The organism is Gabonia massiliensis (assembly GCF_001403595.1).
Lineage (GTDB): Bacteria > Bacteroidota > Bacteroidia > Bacteroidales > Coprobacteraceae > Coprobacter > Coprobacter secundus.
In genome coordinates, this window is the sequence record NZ_LN877940.1 from 1,650,660 (window position 1) to 1,671,683 (window position 21,024).

A 21,024-nucleotide genomic window follows, 5' to 3' on the forward strand; every position below is an offset into this window, starting at 1 on the left:
TATGCAGAATAATGGATGACACTCAGGGAGCTTGTCATTCATTATTTTGTTATTTCAGATATTTATCTATTGTAACCGGTATTTTCCTGTTGTCACGGAGTATCGGGGGAGAGTTTTAGACAATATTGAATATTATTTGGACGCAATCGAATGTGCCGGTCTTGACGTCTTTTCTATATTTGCGGTACATGAAAACATTAGTCCCACTATTATAATGCTTATTTATGAAATCGATAAATCCTAATTTACTTTACACCGCAGCATCTTTTGCTGTATTGGGGGTTGCCACTTCGTGCCAGAGCAAGAAAAAGGAGGAGCAAAAACCGCTGAATATCGTATATATCATGACCGATGACCATACGGCCCAGATGATGAGTTGTTATGATTCGCGTTTTATAGAGACTCCCCATCTCGACCGTATAGCGCGTGAGGGGGTGAGATTTACCAACAGTTTTGTCACTAATTCTCTCAGCGGTCCCAGCCGGGCTTGCATGCTGACGGGAAAATTCAGTCATAAAAACGGATTTACCGATAATACGACTTGCAAGTTTGACGGGGCTCAGCAGACGATGCCCAAATTGTTGCAAAAGGCGGGTTACCAGACGGCTATTGTGGGAAAATGGCATCTCGAAACATTGCCTACGGGTTTTGATTTCTGGGAGATTCTGCCGGGACAGGGCGACTACTATAATCCTGATTTTATAACGGAGACAAACGACACTGTGCGTAAAGAGGGGTATGTGACCAATATCATCACGGATGAGAGTCTCGACTGGTTGCAGAACAAGAGGGACAAGAGTAAACCGTTCTGCCTCTTTATCCACCATAAGGCGATACACCGGAACTGGATGGCGGATACGTGCCATCTGGCGTTGTATGAGGATAAGGAATTTGCTTATCCAGACAATTTCTTCGATACGTACGAGGGACGTCCGGCTGCCGCTGCCCAAGAAATGAGCATAGGGAGGGACATGGACTTGATTTATGACTTGAAGATGTTGCGTGCGGATAAGAATAGCCGCCTGAAGTCTCTGTACGAACAGTTTTACGGACGTATGGACTCGGCACAAAAGGCTGCATGGGACAGGTTCTACACGCCTATCATAGACAAGTTTTATAAGGATAATTTGAAGGGTGAGGAGCTGGTCCGCTGGAAGTATCAGCGGTATATGCGCGATTATGCGAAGACGGTGAAGTCGCTCGACGATAATGTGGGGCGTGTGCTCGACTATCTGGAAAAGGAGGGTTTGCTCGACAATACTCTTGTGGTGTATACTTCTGACCAAGGGTTTTATATGGGTGAGCACGGGTGGTTTGACAAACGGTTTATGTATGAGGAATCGATGCATACGCCTTTGATAATGCGTCTGCCAAAGGGTTTTGACAAGCGGGGGGATATTTCCCAAATGGTACAGAACATCGATTATGCTCCGACTTTTCTCGAACTGGCTGGAGTATCCGTACCGTCGGATATACAGGGTGTTTCTTTGCTTCCGTTGTTGAGGGGCGAGGAGCCGGCGGACTGGAGAAAGTCGATGTATTATCATTTTTACGAATTTCCGGCAGAGCATATGGTGAAGCGTCATTATGGCGTGAGAACCGACCGTTATAAACTGATTCATTTTTATAATGATATAGATGAGTGGGAGTTGTATGATTTGCAGAATGACAAGTACGAAATGCACAATATTTTCGGGCAGAAGGGGACTGAGGAGATAACTTCTGATTTGATGCGGGAACTGAAGCGGTTACAAGTGCAATACGATGACCCTATTTTGAAAGAGTATCCAATTAACGAATAAGCGAGTTTGTATTATGAAGATGAGGTGTATACTGATTGCATTTAATTTTTTGTTTTGTTTTTCGATATATGCGGGAGTCCCGGAGAAGGGGGATTTTCTGCCGGTGGTGCCGTGTCCTGCGGAGTACTCGGCCGGTGAGGGGTATTTCATCTTCGGTCCGGAGACGACTTTCGGTATCGAAAACGAGTCACAACTGCGGATGGTTTCTGATTTTGTGTCGCTGTTCAGGGCTGCCGGTTTTGTACCCGGGGTCAAAATTGGGGATGACAGAGCTGATGTGCGGATGGTGACGAATGTGTCGTTGCCGGACGAGTCGTATCATCTGGCAGTGACGACGAAAAAGATAAGGATAGAGGCGTCGAGCGATGCCGGATTTTTTTACGCTTTGCAGTCGCTTCGGCAGTTATTGCCTCCTGCGGTAGAGGGGGACGGGCTGGATATGGCGATGGATTGCCGGGTTCCGGCCGTAACGATAAGTGACCGCCCGCGTTTCGGGTATCGGGGACTTATGGTGGACGTGTCCCGCTTTTTCATGCCGAAGCAAAATTTGCTGCGGATTATAGATGCAGCATCGTTCTTGAAGATAAATAAGTTACATTTGCATCTGGTGGACGACAACGGTTGGCGGCTGGAGATAAAGAGGTATCCCAGACTGACTCAGGTGGGTGCGTGGCGGGTGAAACGTGACGAGCCTTTTCCGAACCGGAGGAATCCGGAGAGGGGTGAGCCTGTACCGGTAGGGGGATATTATACTCAGGAGGATATGAAGGAAATAATCCGCTATGCGGCTTCGCGTCAGATAGAGATTATCCCGGAGATAGAGATGCCGGCGCATACCAATTCGTCTCTGGCGGCTTATCCTGAGCTGGCTTGTCCGGTGGTAGACCGTTTTATCGGGGTGCTGCCGGGTGGCGGCGGAAAAAATGCGGAGATAGTCTACTGTGCCGGAAACGACAGCGTGTTTGCTTTTTTAGAGGGAGTTATCGATGAGGTGGCGGAGTTGTTTCCGTCGAGGTATATCCATCTGGGGGGCGATGAGGCTTCGAAAGTGAATTGGGCGAAGTGTCCTAAATGCCAGGCCCGGATGAAAGCCGAGCATATCGAACATATCGAGGAGTTGCAGAGTTATTTCATGACTCGTATGAGTAGTTATGTAAAGAGCAAAGGCAAGGAAGTAATGGGCTGGGATGAGTTGACGAACAGTACTTTGCCTGAAGGAGCTATCATATATGGCTGGCAAGGGCTGGGCAAGGCTGCATTGAAAGCTGCCGAGCAGGGACACCGGTTTGTCATGACTCCTGCGAGAATCCTGTATCTGATTCGTTATCAGGGACCGCAATGGTTCGAACCTTTGACTTATTTCGGAAATAATACGTTGAAGGATGTGTATATGTATGAGCCGGTACAGAAGGAGTGGAATCCGGCTTATGAGAATTTGTTGCTGGGTGTGCAGGCTTCAATGTGGACGGAGTTTTGCAGCAAACCGGAGGATGTGGAGTATCAATTGTTTCCCCGCTTGCTGGCTCTGTCGGATATTGCTTGGGGACAGAAGAACCGAAAAGACTGGCCGGATTTTCTGAAAAGGATAGATGGTGTATTGCCTCATATCGAGAAGATGGGCATTACTTGTGCGCGGTCGATGTATAATATCGACCATACAGTTACTCCGATGAAGAACCGGTTGTCGGTGGAGTTGTCTTGCATCCGTCCTGATGTAGAGATACGATATACGACCGACGGGACGGAACCGGATGCATCGTCCTTGTTGTATACTGCTCCGCTGACGGTGGAGGGTACGACTTGCATAAAGGCGTCGACTTTTGCAGGCAGTGAGAAAATGGGACAGACTTTGTCTCTGGATATGTCGTGGAATAAGGCTACGGGGAAAAAGGTGCTGACCTCGAATGAGAAGGGTTATGTACTGACAAACGGAATACGGGGCAGCTTGCGCCATACGGATTTTGAGTGGGCCGGTTGGTACGACCAGGATGCTTCGTTTGTACTGGATTTGGGCAAGAAGACATCGGTAAGCAAGGTAAGGCTGGGATGTATTACCAATTCGGGGATGGCTGTTCATAAGCCTGTTTCCATTCGTTTGTCCGTCTCGAATAATGGGAAAAAGTTTGTTCCGGCTGGGGAGATTGTGTATGCTCCGGAGGATATTTTTAGAAACCGGACTGCTGTAGAGGACGCTGTTTTTGAAGGTCTGGATGTGAATGCCCGTTATTTGAAGCTGGAGATGAAAAATCCCGGGGTTTGTCCTGCGGGTGATGTGCGAGAGGGGCAGAAAGTATGGATGTATTTTGACGAGTTGATGGTCGAATGATTTTTGCGGGTGGTTGTGTAACCTTGCCCGAAGTTGCCTTTTCCTTGGTTTTTCTTTCGGGGGAGAGGCGGAGGATGAAAAATTTTGATTTATAAATGAAAATGAGAACGAGATGAAATCGATACCGTTTATATTACCTTTAGTTACTGTCCCGCTTTCTTTGGTGCATGCCGAAAAGCGGGAGAAGGCGGAGATGCCTCAAAGTCCGAATGTCATATTTATTTATGCTGATGATATCGGTTATGGCGATTTGAGCTGTAACGGTGCTAAAACAATATGTACTCCTCATGTGGAACGGCTGGCAGCCGAGGGGGTACGATTTACGAATGCCCATAGTGCTGCGGCTACGAGTACTCCTGCCCGGTATGCGATGCTTACCGGGGAGTATGCCTGGCGCAGGAAGGGAACGGGTATTGCCGACGGTGATGCAGGGATGATAATCCGTCCCGAAAGATATACGTTGGCGGATATGTTCCATGAGGCGGGTTATGTTACAGGGGCTATCGGCAAATGGCATCTGGGGCTTGGTGACCAGACGGGGACTCAGGACTGGAACGGACAACTGAAGCCCTGCTTGTCTGATATAGGGTTTGACTATTCTTATATCATGGCGGCTACGGGCGACCGGGTTCCGTGTGTGTTTGTGGAGAATGGCCGGGTTGTGAATCTGAGTCCGAATGACCCGATTTATGTCAGTTATAAGAAAAACTTTCCGGGTGAGCCTACGGGCAAGAACAATCCGGAGCTGTTGGTGATGCAACCTTCCCACGGGCACAATCAGAGCATAGTGAACGGCATCTCCCGTATCGGATTTATGAAAGGCGGGAAATCGGCTTTGTGGAAGGATGACCAGATTGCCGATGAACTGACGCATAAGGCGGTATCGTTTATCGAGGAACATAAGAACCAGCCGTTTTTCCTTTATTTTGCTACGCAGGATGCGCATGTGCCTCGTGTACCGAACGAGCGGTTTGCCGGGAAGTCGGGCATGGGCCCCAGAGGTGATGTGTTGTTACAATTTGACTGGAGCGTAGGCGAGGTTATGGCTACATTGAAACGCTTGGGACTGGATAAGAATACGATTGTGATTTTGTCGAGCGACAACGGGCCTGTCGTTGATGACGGATATAAGGATAATGCAGTGGAGTTATTGGGTGAGCATAAGCCCGGAGGCCCTTTTCGGGGCGGGAAGTATAGTTCGTACGAGGCCGGTACGCGTGTACCTTGTATACTCCGCTGGGCCGGGCGGGTGAAACCTGCGGTTACGGATGCCCTGGTCTGCCAAATCGACTGGATGGCTTCTTTCGCTTCGTTGCTGGGTATCGACCTACCGGAGGGGGCTGCTCCCGACAGTGAGGATTGTCTGGATGCGTGGCTGGGCAAGGATACCCAAGGACGCTCGTATCTGGTGGAACAGAATGCCCAAAACAATTTGTCTATTATTACCGGGGAGTGGAAGTATATAGAGCCCGGCGAGGGGCAACCGTTTAACAAGAATGTGGGTATCGAGACGGGAAACAGCCCGTATCCTCAGTTGTATAACCTGTATAAGGACTTGGGGGAAAAGGAGAATGTTGCCGAGAAATACCCGAAGCAGGTGAAAAAGCTTTCGAGGCAGTTGGAGAAGATAAAGGACAACCGGGTGGGGCTTCCGCTCGAATGATAAATGAACGTGAATTTGTTAACCATACTTATATTAGATGATGAAAAATAACATTCTATTTTGTGCTTGTCTGTTGTTGTTACCGTTCGGATGGTCTCATGCCGAAACGAAACAACCGGAGTGGCAGAGCCAGTATGCCATCGGGCTGAACAAGTTGAAACCTCATGCGTATGTATGGCCGTATAAGAACGGTGATATAGATGGCATTCGTGAACAGAATTACGAGCAGTCGCCTTATTATATGAGCTTGAACGGGACTTGGAAATTTAACTGGGTGCGTAATCCGGACAAGCGTCCGACGGATTTTTATCGTCCTGATTATTATACGGGAAATTGGAATGATATAGAGGTTCCGGGCAACTGGGAGTGCCAGAAATACGGTGTCCCTATTTATGTGAATGAGACGTACGAGTTTGACGACCCGATGTTTCGTTTCAAAAAGAACCCGCCTCTGGTTCCTTATGAGGAGAATGAAGTAGGGTCTTACCGGCGTACGTTTGCCGTACCGGATTCGTGGGACGGGCGGCGCATCGTTTTGTGTTTCGAAGGGGTCACGTCGTTTTATTATGTGTGGCTCAACGGGGAGCTTTTGGGATATAACCAGGGTTCCAAGACTCCTGCCGAATGGGATATTACGGATAAAGTGAAGAAGGGTGAGAATGTCTTGGCGGTGGAGGTGTACCGCTGGAGCGCCGGCTCGTATCTGGAATGCCAGGATATGTGGCGGTTGAGCGGGATAGAACGGGATGTGTATCTTTACAGTACTCCCAAGGAGTTTATCGCTGATTATAAGGTCGTATCTCCACTTGACAGGAAGCAGTATAAGGATGGCGAATTTTCTCTCGACGTACATGTCGGAGGCTTGGACGGAAAGGGAAAATTGGCAGTATATTATGAGTTGCGCGATGCCGATAACCGTATCGTGGCGCGTGATGAGAGAGCGTTGAAGGGACAGGACAGCACTGTTTCTTTCAAAAGGGTGATTTCCGATGTGAAACCGTGGAGTGCCGAGCATCCTTATCTTTATACTCTGGTCATGTATTTGAAGGATGACAAGGGGGGTGTGATAGAGACGACGGGCTGTCCGGTGGGATTTAAGACTTCGGAGATTAAGGAGGGGCGTTTTTGTATAAACGGAGTGCCCGTATTGGTCAAGGGGGTAAACCGGCATGAGTTTTCGAGCCGGGGTCGTACGGTAAGCAAGGAGCTGATGCTGAAAGATATACAGTTGATGAAACAGAATAATATCAATACCGTGCGTTGTGCTCATTATCCGAACCATCCGTATTGGTACCAGTTGTGCGACCGTTATGGCTTGTATGTAATAGACGAGGCGAATATAGAGTCTCACGGAATGGGTTACGGCCCGGCGACACTGGCTAAGGATACGTCTTGGCTGAAAGCCCATATGGACCGCACGCAGAGGATGTACGAGCGGACCAAGAATCATCCTTCGGTGTCGGTATTGTCGTTGGGCAATGAGGCCGGTAACGGTGTCAATTTTGAGGAGACATACAAATGGCTAAAGTCGGTGGAGACAAACCGCCCTGTACAGTACGAGCGTGCGGAACAGAATTTCAATACGGATATTTATTGCCGTATGTACCGCAGCATAGATGAGATAAAGGCGTACCTTGCACAGCCGGATATTTACCGGCCTTTTATTCTTTGCGAATATGCTCATGCCATGGGCAACAGCGTGGGGGGACTGAAGGATTACTGGGATGTTTTCGAGTCTGAACCGATGGCGCAGGGTGGTTGTATATGGGACTGGGTAGACCAGTCTTTCCGCGAGGTGGATGCCGACGGCAAATGGTATTGGAGTTATGGCGGGGATTATGGGCCCGAGGGTATTCCTTCGTTTGGGAGTTTTTGTTGTAACGGTCTGGTGAATGCCGCCCGCGAGCCTCATCCTCATCTGTTTGAGGTGAAGAAGGTGTACCAGTATATCAAGGCCCGCCTGACGAATGCGGAGAACTTGACGGTATCGGTGAAGAACTGGTATGACTTTACTGACCTGGCGGATTATACTTTGCACTGGAATGTGACGGCCGATAACGGGACTGTATTGGCGCAAGGGGAGAAGGTTGTGTCTTGTGCTCCGCACCAGACTGTGGATATCGTGCTGGGCAAAGTGAAATTGTCTCGTGATGCGAGAGAGGCTTATCTGAATCTGAGCTGGACGCCGAATCGTGCGTCAGCGTTTATAGGTCAGGGCGATGAGGTGGCTTATGACCAGTTTGTACTGGAGGCTAACCGGAAGTATGCGGAGAAGGTGGATTTGCCTTCGGGGTCTTCGTTGAAGAAGGATGGATATACATGGTCGAATGATAGAGTAGCGGCTACGTTCTCGACCGAAACGGGAGCTTTGGTATCGTATAAATATCAGGGAAAGGAGTTGTTGAGTGAGCCGTTGCAATTGTCCTTGTACCGTCCTGTGACGGAGAATGACAAGAAGGACAAGTATGGTGCGAAGTTATGGAAAAAGGCCGGACTGGACGGGGTGACTCAGAACGTGACGTCGGTGAAGGCTTCCAAGAACGGATTTACGGCTCATGTTTCTCTTACCAATGCCAAGGGAAAAGTGATAGGTACTGCCAGTTATGTTTATACTCTGGATAGGAAGGGGGTACTGAATGTAAATACAGTGTTTACTCCCGATACGAGTGTTGTGAAATCGTTGCCGCGTGTGGGCCTGACTTTCCGTATGCCTGAGACGGCTTGCCGTAATGTGACGTATTTGGGCCGGGGCGATTTCGAGAATTATACAGACCGGGCCGCCGGGCGGATAGGTATTTACAAGACTTCTCCGGATGAGATGTTCCACTGTTATGTGGTGCCACAAGCTACGGGTAACCGTATAGATACCCGATGGGTGACGTTGACCGGTGAGGACGGCTGTGGCTGGAAGGTGGTTGCCAAGCGTCCGTTCCAGTTCAGTGCAACCCCTTATTCGGACAGGAATCTCGATGCGGCTACGCATCTCAACGAACTGGTTGCCGACGGGTCGATAACGGTACATGTGGATGCGGCCCAAACGGGTGTGGGCACTGCTACTTGCGGGCCCGGAGTATTGCCTTCGTACCGGTTGCCTCTGGAAACGTATCGTTTTGACTTTACTTTTGTTCCGGTTGTGAAATAGCACCGATTGCTTTTGTTTATTTTTGCGGTAAAACCGGATAGAAATCTTGGAGCAATATAGCGGAAAATAGAGGGAAAAGTGCTATTTTTGTACAAGGTGGATGACCGAGGATTACCGGACGGTTTTATGTGCCCTGCATAACGACTTACAGGTAAATTTTGGACAGAAGAACAAAAGGACAAAAGATATATATTTTGAGGATAGGGGTTTGTTGTTTTATTTTTGGACAGAAGAACATAAGGTGATATGGAAATGGAAGGATTGGTAAAAACTGTTCTTTTGTTCTTATGTTCTTCTGTCTATTGATATCAGGTGGGTTGCTTTTTTGTTTTTGTCTTATTTTTTTGGACAGAAGAACATAAAGATATAGGATAGGTATGGAGATAGAGAGTCTGATAAAGGCTGTTATTCAGTGTGCTTATGATGTGAGGACTCAGCTTTCTGCGGGTTTTCTTGAGAGTGTCTATCAGAAAGCAATGTTGATAGAATTAAAGGAAAAGGGTATTCGAGCAGATATGGAAATGCCTATAAATGTGTATTACAAAAATGAAATTGTGGGCGAATTCAGGGCGGATATTATCGTGGAGGGAGAAATAATCATTGAGCTTAAAGCGGTACAGCATCTTCTTCCTATACATGAGACTCAATTGGTAAATTATTTGACTGCTACTCATACAGACCACGGCTTATTAATAAATTTCGGGGGTGAACGTATTGAGATAAAAAGGAAATTCAGAGAGTATAAAAATAATGCATAGGAACGAATATGTTGTTTTTTTCAGATATAATTTTTTGGAGAGAAGGACATATATTTTCAGACAGAAGAACACAAGGACAAAAGGGGTATTATTTTTTTGACATAAGAACATAAAGACAAAAGAGAAGGATATAGAAATTAGAGGGGGTGGTAGAAATAAATTTTTTTGTTCTTCAGTTCTTTTGTCTACAGATAATAAGAATTTGTCTGTCGCGAACTGTTTTTTTGGGACAGAAGAACACAAGGACAAAAGAGGATATTAGAATAGGAGGATTGGTATAAATAAATCTTATGTTCTTTTGTTCTTCTGTCTAAAGATAATAGAAACTTGCTTTGTTTTTGTATTGTCCGGTGGGGGAGTGTGAAAGTGGGGCTGAAATTTTTAATTGTTAATAAAAATATTATCTTTGTAGCGTAGAGCCAGGAAAGGTGGTTGAGCTTTGGCGGAAAGGGCCGGAGGCCTTTTGTGGGCAGGTGGTAACATCTTTTGGGTGCTGGTGATGAATGGAGGCGACATGGTGCGTATGGCTGTGTGCGAGTGTTTTTTAAAGTGTTTGTTTATAAATTAGTTAAGATTTGGAATTCAGAGGTTTGTACCTGTTTTTGTTAAAATAATACCTGTTAAATATGAAATATTTCAGTCGAATTTTGTCTTTATTTATCTTGCTTTCTTTGGGGGGCCTGACGGTGGCGAAGAATGGCGAAAAGTACTATGTGAAGCATTTGGCTTTCCCACCGGGGGCGACTATTCCCGAGAAGATAGATATGGCTTCGCGCTTGGTTCCCAATGCCCGCCAGATGGCTTGGCAGGAGCTGGAAATGACGGCTTTCCTGCATTTCGGCATCAATACGTTTACGGGACGGGAGTGGGGCGATGGCTCGGAAGACCCGAAGTTGTTCAATCCGACGGAGCTCGATGCGGAGCAGTGGGTGAAGACGTTGAAGGAGGGCGGCTTTAAGATGGTGATTCTTACGGCGAAGCATCATGACGGTTTTTGCCTGTGGCCTACTCGGACGACGGCTCATTCGGTGGCGTCTTCTCCTTGGAAAGACGGCAAGGGCGATGTCGTGCGGGAGTTGAGGGATGCTTGTGACAAATACGGGATGAAATTCGGGGTGTATCTTTCTCCGTGGGATCGTAATGCGGAGTGTTATGGTGACTCGCCTCGTTATAACGACTTTTTTGTAAACCAGTTGACCGAATTGCTGACCAACTACGGTGAGGTGCATGAGGTGTGGTTTGACGGGGCATGCGGCGAGGGTCCCAACGGGAAGAAGCAGGTGTATGACTGGGCCCGTTTTTATGAAACGATACACCGGCTACAGCCTAATGCCGTGACTGCTATCATGGGTGATGATGTGCGCTGGGTAGGTAATGAGAAGGGTGAAGGCCGTGAGACGGAATGGAGTGCAACGGCTCTTGTACCGGGCGGATATGAGCGTGCTGATGCCGAGAACAAAAGGCTGGGCATATATGGGACAGCGAAGGAGCTGGGAAGCTTAGAGTTGATAGCGAAGGCGAAGGAGTTGTTCTGGTATCCGTCGGAGGTGGATGTGTCGATACGTCCGGGGTGGTTCTACCATGACCGGGAGGACAGCCAGGTGAAGTCTTTGTCGAAACTGGTGGATATTTATTTTACTTCGGTGGGGCGGAACTCGGTGCTTCTCTTGAATATTCCTCCTGATAAGAGGGGGCTGATACATGAGACGGACGCGGCCCGTATCCGGGAATTGAATGCTTATGTGTCCCGGAACTTGTCGCGAAGCTTGCTTGCTGACGGTGACAAGTACAGGGTGCTGACTGTGGGGACGCCCCAAATGTATAAAGTGCAGGGGAAGGGTGCTACGGTGAATACGGTGATGTTGTGCGAGGATGTGGCTAAGGGGCAGCGCGTGGAGGCGTTTGCTGTGGATGCCCAAGTGAATGGCGAGTGGAAGCGTGTGGCCGAAGGGACGACGGTCGGATATAAGAGGCTGTTGCGTTTTCCTGAATGTGAGGCTTCGGCGTTGAGGGTGTGCGTAACGTCTGCCCGGGGCCGGGTGAATATGAAACGGGTGGCTGCTTTCTGTATCGAGGAGATTCGGGAAGGGGAATCGGACTTGGTGCTCAGTGAGGTACCGGTGAAAGACTGGAAGGTGGTCTCGGCTACGGGAGGTGACCTGACGGCTGCCAAGGCTGCGATAGATGGCAACGGCGATACTTTCTGGAAAAGTACGGAGGGTAAAGGCGTGAAGCAGATGGTCGTGGACATGGGCAAGAGTTATAAGATAACGGGTTTCAGCTATCTGCCTCGGAACGGTGAGGATAAGTCGGGGACGGTGTATAATTACAAGTTTTTTGTGAGTGATAACGGTACCGACTGGAAGGAGTGCAAGTGCAGCGGCGAGTTCAGCAATATTATGCATAATCCTGTGGCTCAGTTTGTCCGTTTTGATACTCCTTGCCAGGCGCGTTATTTTAAATTCGAGGCTTTGACAGAAATCGATAACCGGGATTTTGTCACCGTCGGGGAATTGGGTATTCTCGTGAAGTAGTCTTGCTTATCGAATGGTGAATGGAATAGATGTAAATATTTTTTTAATGTATTATATTGTATGCGAAAAATTATCGGTTTGTTATTGGTTTGTGCGTTTTGTACCTCGGTGAATGCGACGGGTAGAAAGGAGTACACGTTGAAAAAAGGCTGGAAGTTTACCAAAGGCGAGGTGGCTGAAGGCTGGAAAGAGAATCTGGATGTGAGTAGATGGCAGGATGTGGTCGTGCCCCATGATTGGGCGATATATGGCCCGTTCAGTATCGATAACGATAAACAGGAGATGGCGATTGTCCAGGATGGACAGAAAGAGGCTCTGGAGCATGCGGGACGTACGGGGGGACTTCCTTTTGTGGGGGTAGGCTGGTATCGTCTGGCTTTTGAGGCTCCGGAGTTTGAGCCAGGAAAGACGGCTACGCTGGTCTTTGACGGTGCCATGAGCCATGCCCGTGTGTATGTGAACGGGCAGGAGGCGGGTTACTGGCCTTATGGGTATAATTCTTTTTATTTTGATGTAACGCCGTATTTGAAGCCGGGAGGGAAGAATGAGCTGGCTGTGCGCCTGGAGAACGACAGGGAGTCATCGCGCTGGTATCCGGGTGCGGGGTTGTACCGTAATGTGCACTTGGTGATTACTGAGGATGCGTATGTGCCTACGTGGGGTACTTATGTCACTACTCCGGTGGTTACGGACGAGTGTGCCAAGGTGTGTGTCAAGACGTCTTTGGTGACACCGAAAGGGGCTGATAAGGATAATTACCGCATCGTGACGGAGATAAAGGACGGTACCGGCCGGGTTGTGGCTACGGGCGAGAGCCGTCTGAGCGTCTATGACAAGGGGATGTTTGAGCAGGAGTTTGCTGTGGCTCATCCTGAGTTGTGGAGTCCGGAGTCGCCTGTCTTGTATACGGCAGAGTCGAAGGTGTATGAGGGTAATGTGCAGAAGGATGCGTATACTACCCGCTTCGGCATACGTACGCTGGAAATCGTGCCGGACAAGGGTTTTTTCCTGAACGGGAAGATGACAAAATTCAAAGGGGTGTGCAATCATCATGACCTGGGCCCGCTGGGGGGTGCCGTAAACATGGCTGCTATCCGCCGCCAGATACGGATAATGAAGGATATGGGTTGCAATGCGATACGTACTTCTCATAATATGCCTGCTCCGGAACTGGTGGAGGCTTGTGATGAAATGGGGATGATGCTGATGGTGGAGTCTTTTGATGAATGGAAGGCCGCGAAGATGGCGAATGGCTATCATAAGGTGTTTGACGAGTGGGCTGTGAAGGACTTGACTCATCTGGTGCGGCATTATCGTAATAACCCGAGCGTGGTGATGTGGTGTATCGGGAATGAGGTGCCCGACCAGTGGAACGGGGACAACGGGCCGAAGCTTTCGCGGATGTTGCAGGATGTGTGCCATCGTGAAGACCCTACTCGTCCTGTGACGCAGGGCATGGACGCTCCTGACGCGGTGGTGAATAATAATATGGCGGCTGTGATGGATGTGGCGGGTTTTAATTATCGTCCACACAAGTATCCGGAGAATTACAAGAAGTTGCCGCAGCAGATAATATTGGGTAGTGAGACGGCTTCGACAGTCAGCTCCCGGGGTGTGTATAAGTTTCCTGTGGTGCGCCAGTCGATGAAGAAATATGATGATCATCAGTCTTCGTCTTATGATGTGGAACATTGCGGGTGGTCTAACTTGCCTGAGGATGACTGGATTTGGCACGAGGATAATGCGTGGGGTATCGGTGAGTTCGTATGGACGGGATTTGATTATCTGGGCGAGCCTACACCTTATTATACGGACTGGCCCAGTCACTCTTCTTTGTTCGGTATCGTAGACCTTGCAGGGCTGCCCAAAGACCGTTTTTATTTGTACCGGAGCCATTGGAACCGGGATGAGGAGACGCTTCATGTGTTGCCGCATTGGACATGGCCGGGTCGCGAGGGGGAGGTTACTCCTGTTTTCGTGTATACTAATTATCCGACGGCGGAGTTGTTTATCAACGGGAAGAGCCAGGGCAAGCGCACCAAGGACTTGAGCGTGACGGCCGAGAATAGTGCGGACTCGACTTCTATGGCGGAGTTTAAGCGGCAGAAGCGTTATCGCTTGATGTGGATGGATACGAAATACGAGCCGGGAACGGTGAAAGTGGTGGCGTATAATGAGAAAGGCGAGGCGGTTGCCGAGACGGAGGTGCATACGGCCGGCAAGCCTTCTCGGATNTGTTACGGTAAAGGTGGTGGATAAGGATGGCAATTTGTGTCCTGATGCTGCCGAGAAGCTGAAATTCAAGGTGTCCGGTGCATTGGCCTATCGGGCGGCTTGTAATGGCGACCCGACGTGCCTGGAACAGTTCCACCTGCCTCAGATGACGACTTTCAGCGGTATGCTGGTGGTTGTGGTACAGTCGAAGGAGGTAGCCGGCCTCGGAAAATTGACCGTCTCGGGCAAGGGGCTGAAGAGTGCAAGTATAGAGATAGAGTCGACATCGAAATAAGTGATGTATATGATAGGAAACAGGATATATAAAACTCCGATGGTCTGGTTGTCGACGGGGCTTTTGAGCCTCGGGCAGGCAGCTATGGCAAGGGGTGAGGCCCAGAGGCCTAATATTTTGTTTTTTCTGGTGGACGATATGGGGTGGCAGGATACGTCTCTGCCTTTCGGACCGGAGAAAACCAGCTTGAATGAATTGTATCGTACGCCCTATATGGAGCGACTGGCAGCGAAAGGGGTGAAGTTTACTCATGCGTATGCTTGCTCTATCAGTTCTCCTTCGCGCGTCAGCTTGTTTACAGGGGCGAATGTGACTCAACACCGGGTTTCGAACTGGACGCTTCATAAGGATACGCCTACTGACCGTGCCAGCGATGTGCTTGATTTCGGGGAGTGGAATTATAACGGGCTTTGTCCGGTGGAGGGTGTGGGGCATACTTTCCATGCCAAGTGCCTGCCCCAGATATTGCGGGAGAACGGATATACGACCATGATGGTGGGCAAGGCTCATTTCGGATCGATAGATACTCCGGCTGCCGACCCGCTGGCCATCGGTTTTGATTATAATGTGGCCGGCCATGCTGCGGGCGCGATGGGCAGTTATCTGGGTGAGGAGAATTATGGAAATATCGGCAATGAGTGGGCTAAGGTATGGGGTGTTCCCGACTTGGAGAAGTATTACGGGTCGTCTACGTTCTTGACAGAGGCTCTGACTTTGGAGGCAAAGCGGCTGATAGATACTGCTCTGGTGAAGGAGAAGCCTTTTTTCCTGTATATGAGCCACTATGCGGTGCATGCTCCTTATAAGGAGGACAAGCGTTTTATAGAGAGGTATAAGAACCGGGGATTGTCCCAAGCGCAGGCCGAGTATGCGGCGATTGTGGAGGGGATGGACAAGAGCTTGGGCGATTTGATGGATTATCTGGATGAGAAGGGTATTTCGGAAAATACGGTCGTCGTCTTCATGAGCGATAACGGGGGATATATAAATTCGCGTGGCGATGACATGAATGCTCCGCTGTCGGGCGGCAAAGGTTCTCTTCTGGAGGGGGGAATCCGGGAACCGATGATTGTGTACTGGCCGGGGGTGACTTGCGCCGGAAGCGAGGAGGATATGCCGGTTATCGTGGAGGACTTTTTCCCTACGTTTTTGGAAATGGCGGGTGTGAAACGTTACCGGACGCCTCAGAGGGTGGATGGAAAGAGTTTTGTGCCTGTGCTCCGGGGCAAGAATATCCGGGGCGAGCGGTCATTGTTTTTCCATTACCCGAATAATTGGGGTGAACGCAAGGGCATTGTGGGTGTGCCTCAGAGTGCGATTATAAAGGGTAATATGAAATATATTTATTGTTATGAGAACGGTGAGTCTTTCTTGTATGACCTGGACAGGGATATTTCGGAACGGCATAATTTGATGAATGACCGGATGTATGCCGGGATTGCGGATGTCTTGCGGCGCGAGCTGAGCGACTATCTCCGCCGGCAGAAGGCGAATATGCCTGTGGATAAGAGAAGCGGGGAGCAAGTGGCTTATCCGGACGGAAAGAAATGAGGATATTGATTTGAATAAAGCTGTATTGTGACAAGGGGATATCGGGTGTGTGTGCCGGTATCTCCTTTTTTTTCGTTCTCCGGTGTGGGGAATATGGCGGGAAAGGGCGTATTTATACGGGTTGTCGTGGTTTTATAAAAAGAAAACCGGGCTTGTATAAGAAAAAACAAAAAAGAAAACTTTTGGTATTGCTTGTATTTGATATATTGGTGATTATCAATATGTTGAATATTTATTTTGGGAAACTTTGCTTTCTATTAAAAATATATTCTTTTTTATTTGTGTATGAAAAATGTTTTGATTAAACTTGCAGTGTCAAAATTTTCAGTCAAAATCTATACTATACCCAAGTGTAAAAAACATTAAAGGAAAAACATCAAATATCAATTAAAAGTGGAGCCTAAAACTTATACGTATGACGAAGCTTTTGAAGCTTCCCTACAGTATTTTAAGGGCGATGAGTTGGCCGCACGTGTGTGGGTGAACAAGTATGCGCTCAAAGATTCCTACGGGAATATCTATGAAAAGACTCCGGACGATATGCACCAGCGACTGGCGAGCGAAATTGCCCGGATTGAAAACAAGTATGCCAACCCTCTTTCGGTAGCACAGTTGAGGGAGTTGTTGGACCATTTCCGCTATGTCGTGCCTCAGGGCAGCCCTATGAGCGGAATCGGCAATAATTATCAGGTTGCTTCGTTGTCTAATTGCTTTGTTATCGGGATGGACGGTTCGGCCGATTCTTACGGCGGAATTATCAAGGTAGATGAGGAACAGGTACAGTTGATGAAACGCCGCGGAGGTGTGGGTCATGACTTGTCTCATATCAGGCCGAAGGGCACTCCGGTAAAGAATTCGGCTTTGACCTCGACGGGCCTGGTTCCTTTTATGGAGCGTTATTCCAACTCGACACGGGAGGTGGCTCAGGACGGACGTCGCGGGGCGTTGATGCTGAGCGTGTCGATAAAGCATCCGGATTCGGAGGCGTTTATCGATGCCAAGATGACGGAGGGCAAGGTTACCGGTGCGAATGTCTCGGTAAAAATCAGCGATGAGTTTATGAGGGCTGCGATTGCCGGGGAGCCTTTTATACAGAGATACCCTATCGATGCCAAGAACCCGAAGGTGACCAAGAGTGTCGATGCCAAGAAAATATGGCAGAAAATCGTGCATAACGCGTGGAAGTCGGCCGAGCCGGGGGTATTGTTCTGGGATACGATTATCCGGGAATCTATACCGGATTGCTATGCGGACTTGGGCTTTAAGACGGTGTCGACGAATCCTTGCGGGGAGATACCTTTGTGCCCGTATGACAGTTGCCGCCTGCTGGCGATGAATTTGTATTCGTATGTGGTGAATCCGTTTACGAAGGATGCTTATTTCGATTTTGACCTTTTCCACAAGCATGTGATGCTGGCTCAACGTATCATGGATGATATTATCGACCTGGAGATGGAGAAGATAGACAAGATACTTGAGAAGGTGGCTTCTGACCCGGAAACGGGAGAGGTGAAGCAGACGGAGAAACATCTGTGGGAGAAAATCAGGTCGAAGACATTGATGGGCCGCCGTACGGGAGTGGGTACTACGGCAGAGGGCGATATGCTGGCTGCTCTGGGCTTGCAGTATGGTACGGAGAAGNGGGCAACTTGTATGTGGAGGCTTGGCGTTCGGGTTGTAAGGGCTGTACGGTGTATCGTGACGGTTCCCGCTCGGGTGTGTTGCTGGCGACGAAAAAGGAGGAGAAGAAAGAAACGGCTCCTGTGCATCTCGACCCGAAACGTCCTACCGAGCTTGAGGCGGATGTGGTACGTTTCCAGAACAATAAGGAGAAATGGATTGCGTTTATCGGCTTGAAGGACGGTAATCCTTATGAGATATTTACCGGTCTGGCAGATGATGAGGATGGTATCTTGATTCCGAAGAATATAAATAAGGGCAAGATTATCAAGGCTGTTGCCGAGGATGGCAGCAAGCGGTACGACTTCCAGTTTATCAATAAGCGGGGGTACAAGACTACTATCGAGGGACTGTCGGATAAATTTAATCCTGAGTATTGGAATTATGCCAAATTGATATCGGGCGTGCTGCGTTATGGCATGCCTATCGACCAGGTGATAAAGCTGGTATCGGGCCTGGAGCTTGACAGCCAGTCTATCAATACATGGAAAAACGGAGTGGAACGTGCTTTGAAAAAATATTTGCCGAATGGTACGAAGGCGAACGGACAGAGGTGTCCTAATTGTGGACAGGAGACTCTGATATATCAGGAGGGTTGCCTTATCTGTACTTCTTGTGGTACTTCTAAGTGCGGGTGATATATTTTTTAGCGTTTGTCTGTTTAGGGATAAAGTAAGGTTTTCTAAACGGAGGATATAATAAGGCAGGGTGTAGCGAATGGGAAGAATGGGATTTGCTACACTCTGCTTTTTTCTATTTGTTGCTTTTTTTGAGGTATTATTTTTTTGCTTTGGGCAGTTGCTTTTGGTTTTAGGAGGCTGTGCTCGGATGTCATACACCCCCCGGTCCCTCTCAAGAGGGGAGATTTGGAAGCCTCTTTGTTGCTGTTAATGAGTTGTTTAGTGAGTTATAATTCCCCTCTTGAGAGGGGAGGTTGGGATACTGATTTTTCTTTGATAATGGGGAGTTTAGTGTGTATGTTTCCCCTCTGGAGAGGGGATTAAGGGGTGTGTTACGGTGAGATGTGCGGGTTAGGTTGAGGAGTTTTTTTTGAGGTAGTGTTTGTCGGCTTTGTGTGGCTGTTTTTGATTTTTAGGTAGCTGTGCGCGAACGTCACACACCCCCTGACCCCTCTCGAGAGGGGAGGTTGGGATACTGATTTTTCTTTGATAATGGGGAGTTTAGTGTGTATGTTTCCCCTCTGGAGAGGGGATTGAGGGGTGTGTTACGGTGAGGTACTCGGGTTGGTTTGAGGTGTTTTTTGAGGAGGTGGTGTTTGTCGGCTTTGTGTGGCTGTTTTTGATTTGGGAGGCAGTGCTTGGGTGTTACACACCCCTGACCCCTTTGAAGTGACCCCCAAAAGTTGGACGGGTTATACATTATCCGGTAATGGAAAGAGTCCGGTATTGTACCGNGTACATAAGTCTTTGGCTTTGGCTGCTTACCGTTCGTCGGTGGAAATGGCGAAGGAGAGAGGGGCTTTTGAAATATATGATGCCAAGCGGGAGAAGGATAATCCGTTTATCAATCGCTTGAAAGAGGCTGACCCGGAGCTGTATGATGATATGGTGAAGTACGGTCGTCGCAATATTGCTTGTCTGACCATCGCTCCTACGGGGACGACGAGTTTGATGACGCAGACGACTTCGGGTATAGAGCCTGTGTTCATGCCGGTGTACCGCCGCCGTCGCAAGGTGAACCCGAATGACCCTCAGGTGCGTGTCGATTTTGTGGATGAGTCGGGCGATGCTTTTGAGGAATATGTGGTATTCCATCACAAGTTCTTGACATGGATGAGGGTGAACGGTTATGAGGTGCGCGATAATTATACTCCTGAGGAGATAGATGAGCTGGTTGCCAAGTCGCCTTATTACAAGGCTACGTCGAATGATGTGGATTGGATGCAGAAGGTGAAGATGCAGGGACGGGTTCAGAAATGGGTGGATCATTCGATAAGTGTAACGATAAATCTGCCTGCGGATGTAACGGAAGAATTGGTGGGCAACTTGTATGTGGAGGCTTGGCGTTCGGGTTGTAAGGGCTGTACGGTGTATCGTGACGGTTCCCGCTCGGGTGTGTTGCTGGCGACGAAAAAGGAGGAGAAGAAAGAAACGGCTCCTGTGCATCTCGACCCGAAACGTCCTACCGAGCTTGAGGCGGATGTGGTACGTTTCCAGAACAATAAGGAGAAATGGATTGCGTTTATCGGCTTGAAGGACGGTAATCCTTATGAGATATTTACCGGTCTGGCAGATGATGAGGATGGTATCTTGATTCCGAAGAATATAAATAAGGGCAAGATTATCAAGGCTGTTGCCGAGGATGGCAGCAAGCGGTACGACTTCCAGTTTATCAATAAGCGGGGGTACAAGACTACTATCGAGGGACTGTCGGATAAATTTAATCCTGAGTATTGGAATTATGCCAAATTGATATCGGGCGTGCTGCGTTATGGCATGCCTATCGACCAGGTGATAAAGCTGGTATCGGGCCTGGAGCTTGACAGCCAGTCTATCAATACATGGAAAAACGGAGTGGAACGTGCTTTGAAAAAATATTTGCCGAATGGTACGAAGGCGAACGGACAGAGGTGTCCTAATTGTGGACAGGAGACTCTGATATATCAGGAGGGTTGCCTTATCTGTACTTCTTGTGGTACTTCTAAGTGCGGGTGATATATTTTTTAGCGTTTGTCTGTTTAGGGATAAAGTAAGGTTTTCTAAACGGAGGATATAATAAGGCAGGGTGTAGCGAATGGGAAGAATGGGATTTGCTACACTCTGCTTTTTTCTATTTGTTGCTTTTTTTGAGGTATTATTTTTTTGCTTTGGGCAGTTGCTTTTGGTTTTAGGAGGCTGTGCTCGGATGTCATACACCCCCCGGTCCCTCTCAAGAGGGGAGATTTGGAAGCCTCTTTGTTGCTGTTAATGAGTTGTTTAGTGAGTTATAATTCCCCTCTTGAGAGGGGAGGTTGGGATACTGATTTTTCTTTGATAATGGGGAGTTTAGTGTGTATGTTTCCCCTCTGGAGAGGGGATTAAGGGGTGTGTTACGGTGAG

The 21,024-nt window shown here is 48.5% G+C and carries 7 protein-coding genes and 3 pseudogenes; all 10 read left to right on the forward strand.

Translation table 11 applies throughout. The annotated features are described in order from the left end of the window. Window positions 1-224 precede the first annotated feature (224 nt). Window positions 225-1,802, forward strand: coding sequence for a sulfatase family protein (locus BN2628_RS16235; RefSeq protein WP_055100093.1), 1,578 nt, complete (start codon window positions 225-227; stop codon window positions 1,800-1,802). Window positions 1,803-1,815: 13 nt separating this feature from the next. Next, window positions 1,816-4,128: a beta-N-acetylhexosaminidase gene (locus BN2628_RS16240; RefSeq protein WP_055100095.1), complete on the forward strand. Its 2,313-nt coding sequence runs from the start codon at window positions 1,816-1,818 to the stop codon at window positions 4,126-4,128. Between the two features lie 112 nt (window positions 4,129-4,240). Next, the gene (locus BN2628_RS16245; protein ID WP_021931577.1) at window positions 4,241-5,791 is read left to right on the forward strand and encodes a sulfatase family protein; all 1,551 of its coding nucleotides are present in this window, start codon (window positions 4,241-4,243) and stop codon (window positions 5,789-5,791) included. 40 nt (window positions 5,792-5,831) lie between these two features. Beyond that, a complete protein-coding gene (locus BN2628_RS16250; protein WP_154668504.1) occupies window positions 5,832-8,933 on the forward strand; it encodes a glycoside hydrolase family 2 TIM barrel-domain containing protein in 3,102 nt (1,033 codons plus the stop codon). Window positions 8,934-9,310: 377 nt separating this feature from the next. After that, entirely contained in the window at window positions 9,311-9,691 is a 381-nt protein-coding gene (locus BN2628_RS16255; RefSeq protein ID WP_021931575.1) for a GxxExxY protein, read from the forward strand. A 626-nt stretch (window positions 9,692-10,317) separates the two neighbouring features. Beyond that, entirely contained in the window at window positions 10,318-12,225 is a 1,908-nt protein-coding gene (locus BN2628_RS16260) for an alpha-L-fucosidase (RefSeq protein WP_021929341.1), read from the forward strand. 60 nt (window positions 12,226-12,285) lie between these two features. Further along, window positions 12,286-14,734: pseudogene (locus tag BN2628_RS16265) on the forward strand (glycoside hydrolase family 2 TIM barrel-domain containing protein). Window positions 14,735-14,743: 9 nt separating this feature from the next. Continuing rightward, window positions 14,744-16,285, forward strand: a complete 1,542-nt coding sequence (locus tag BN2628_RS16270; RefSeq protein ID WP_257606523.1) for a sulfatase — start codon at window positions 14,744-14,746, stop codon at window positions 16,283-16,285. Between the two features lie 393 nt (window positions 16,286-16,678). Continuing rightward, a pseudogene (locus BN2628_RS16280) lies at window positions 16,679-18,408 on the forward strand (hypothetical protein); the annotation flags it as partial. 972 nt (window positions 18,409-19,380) lie between these two features. Continuing rightward, window positions 19,381-20,640 (forward strand): annotated as a pseudogene (locus BN2628_RS16285) (ribonucleoside-diphosphate reductase, adenosylcobalamin-dependent); the annotation flags it as partial. Window positions 20,641-21,024: the final 384 nt, after the last annotated feature.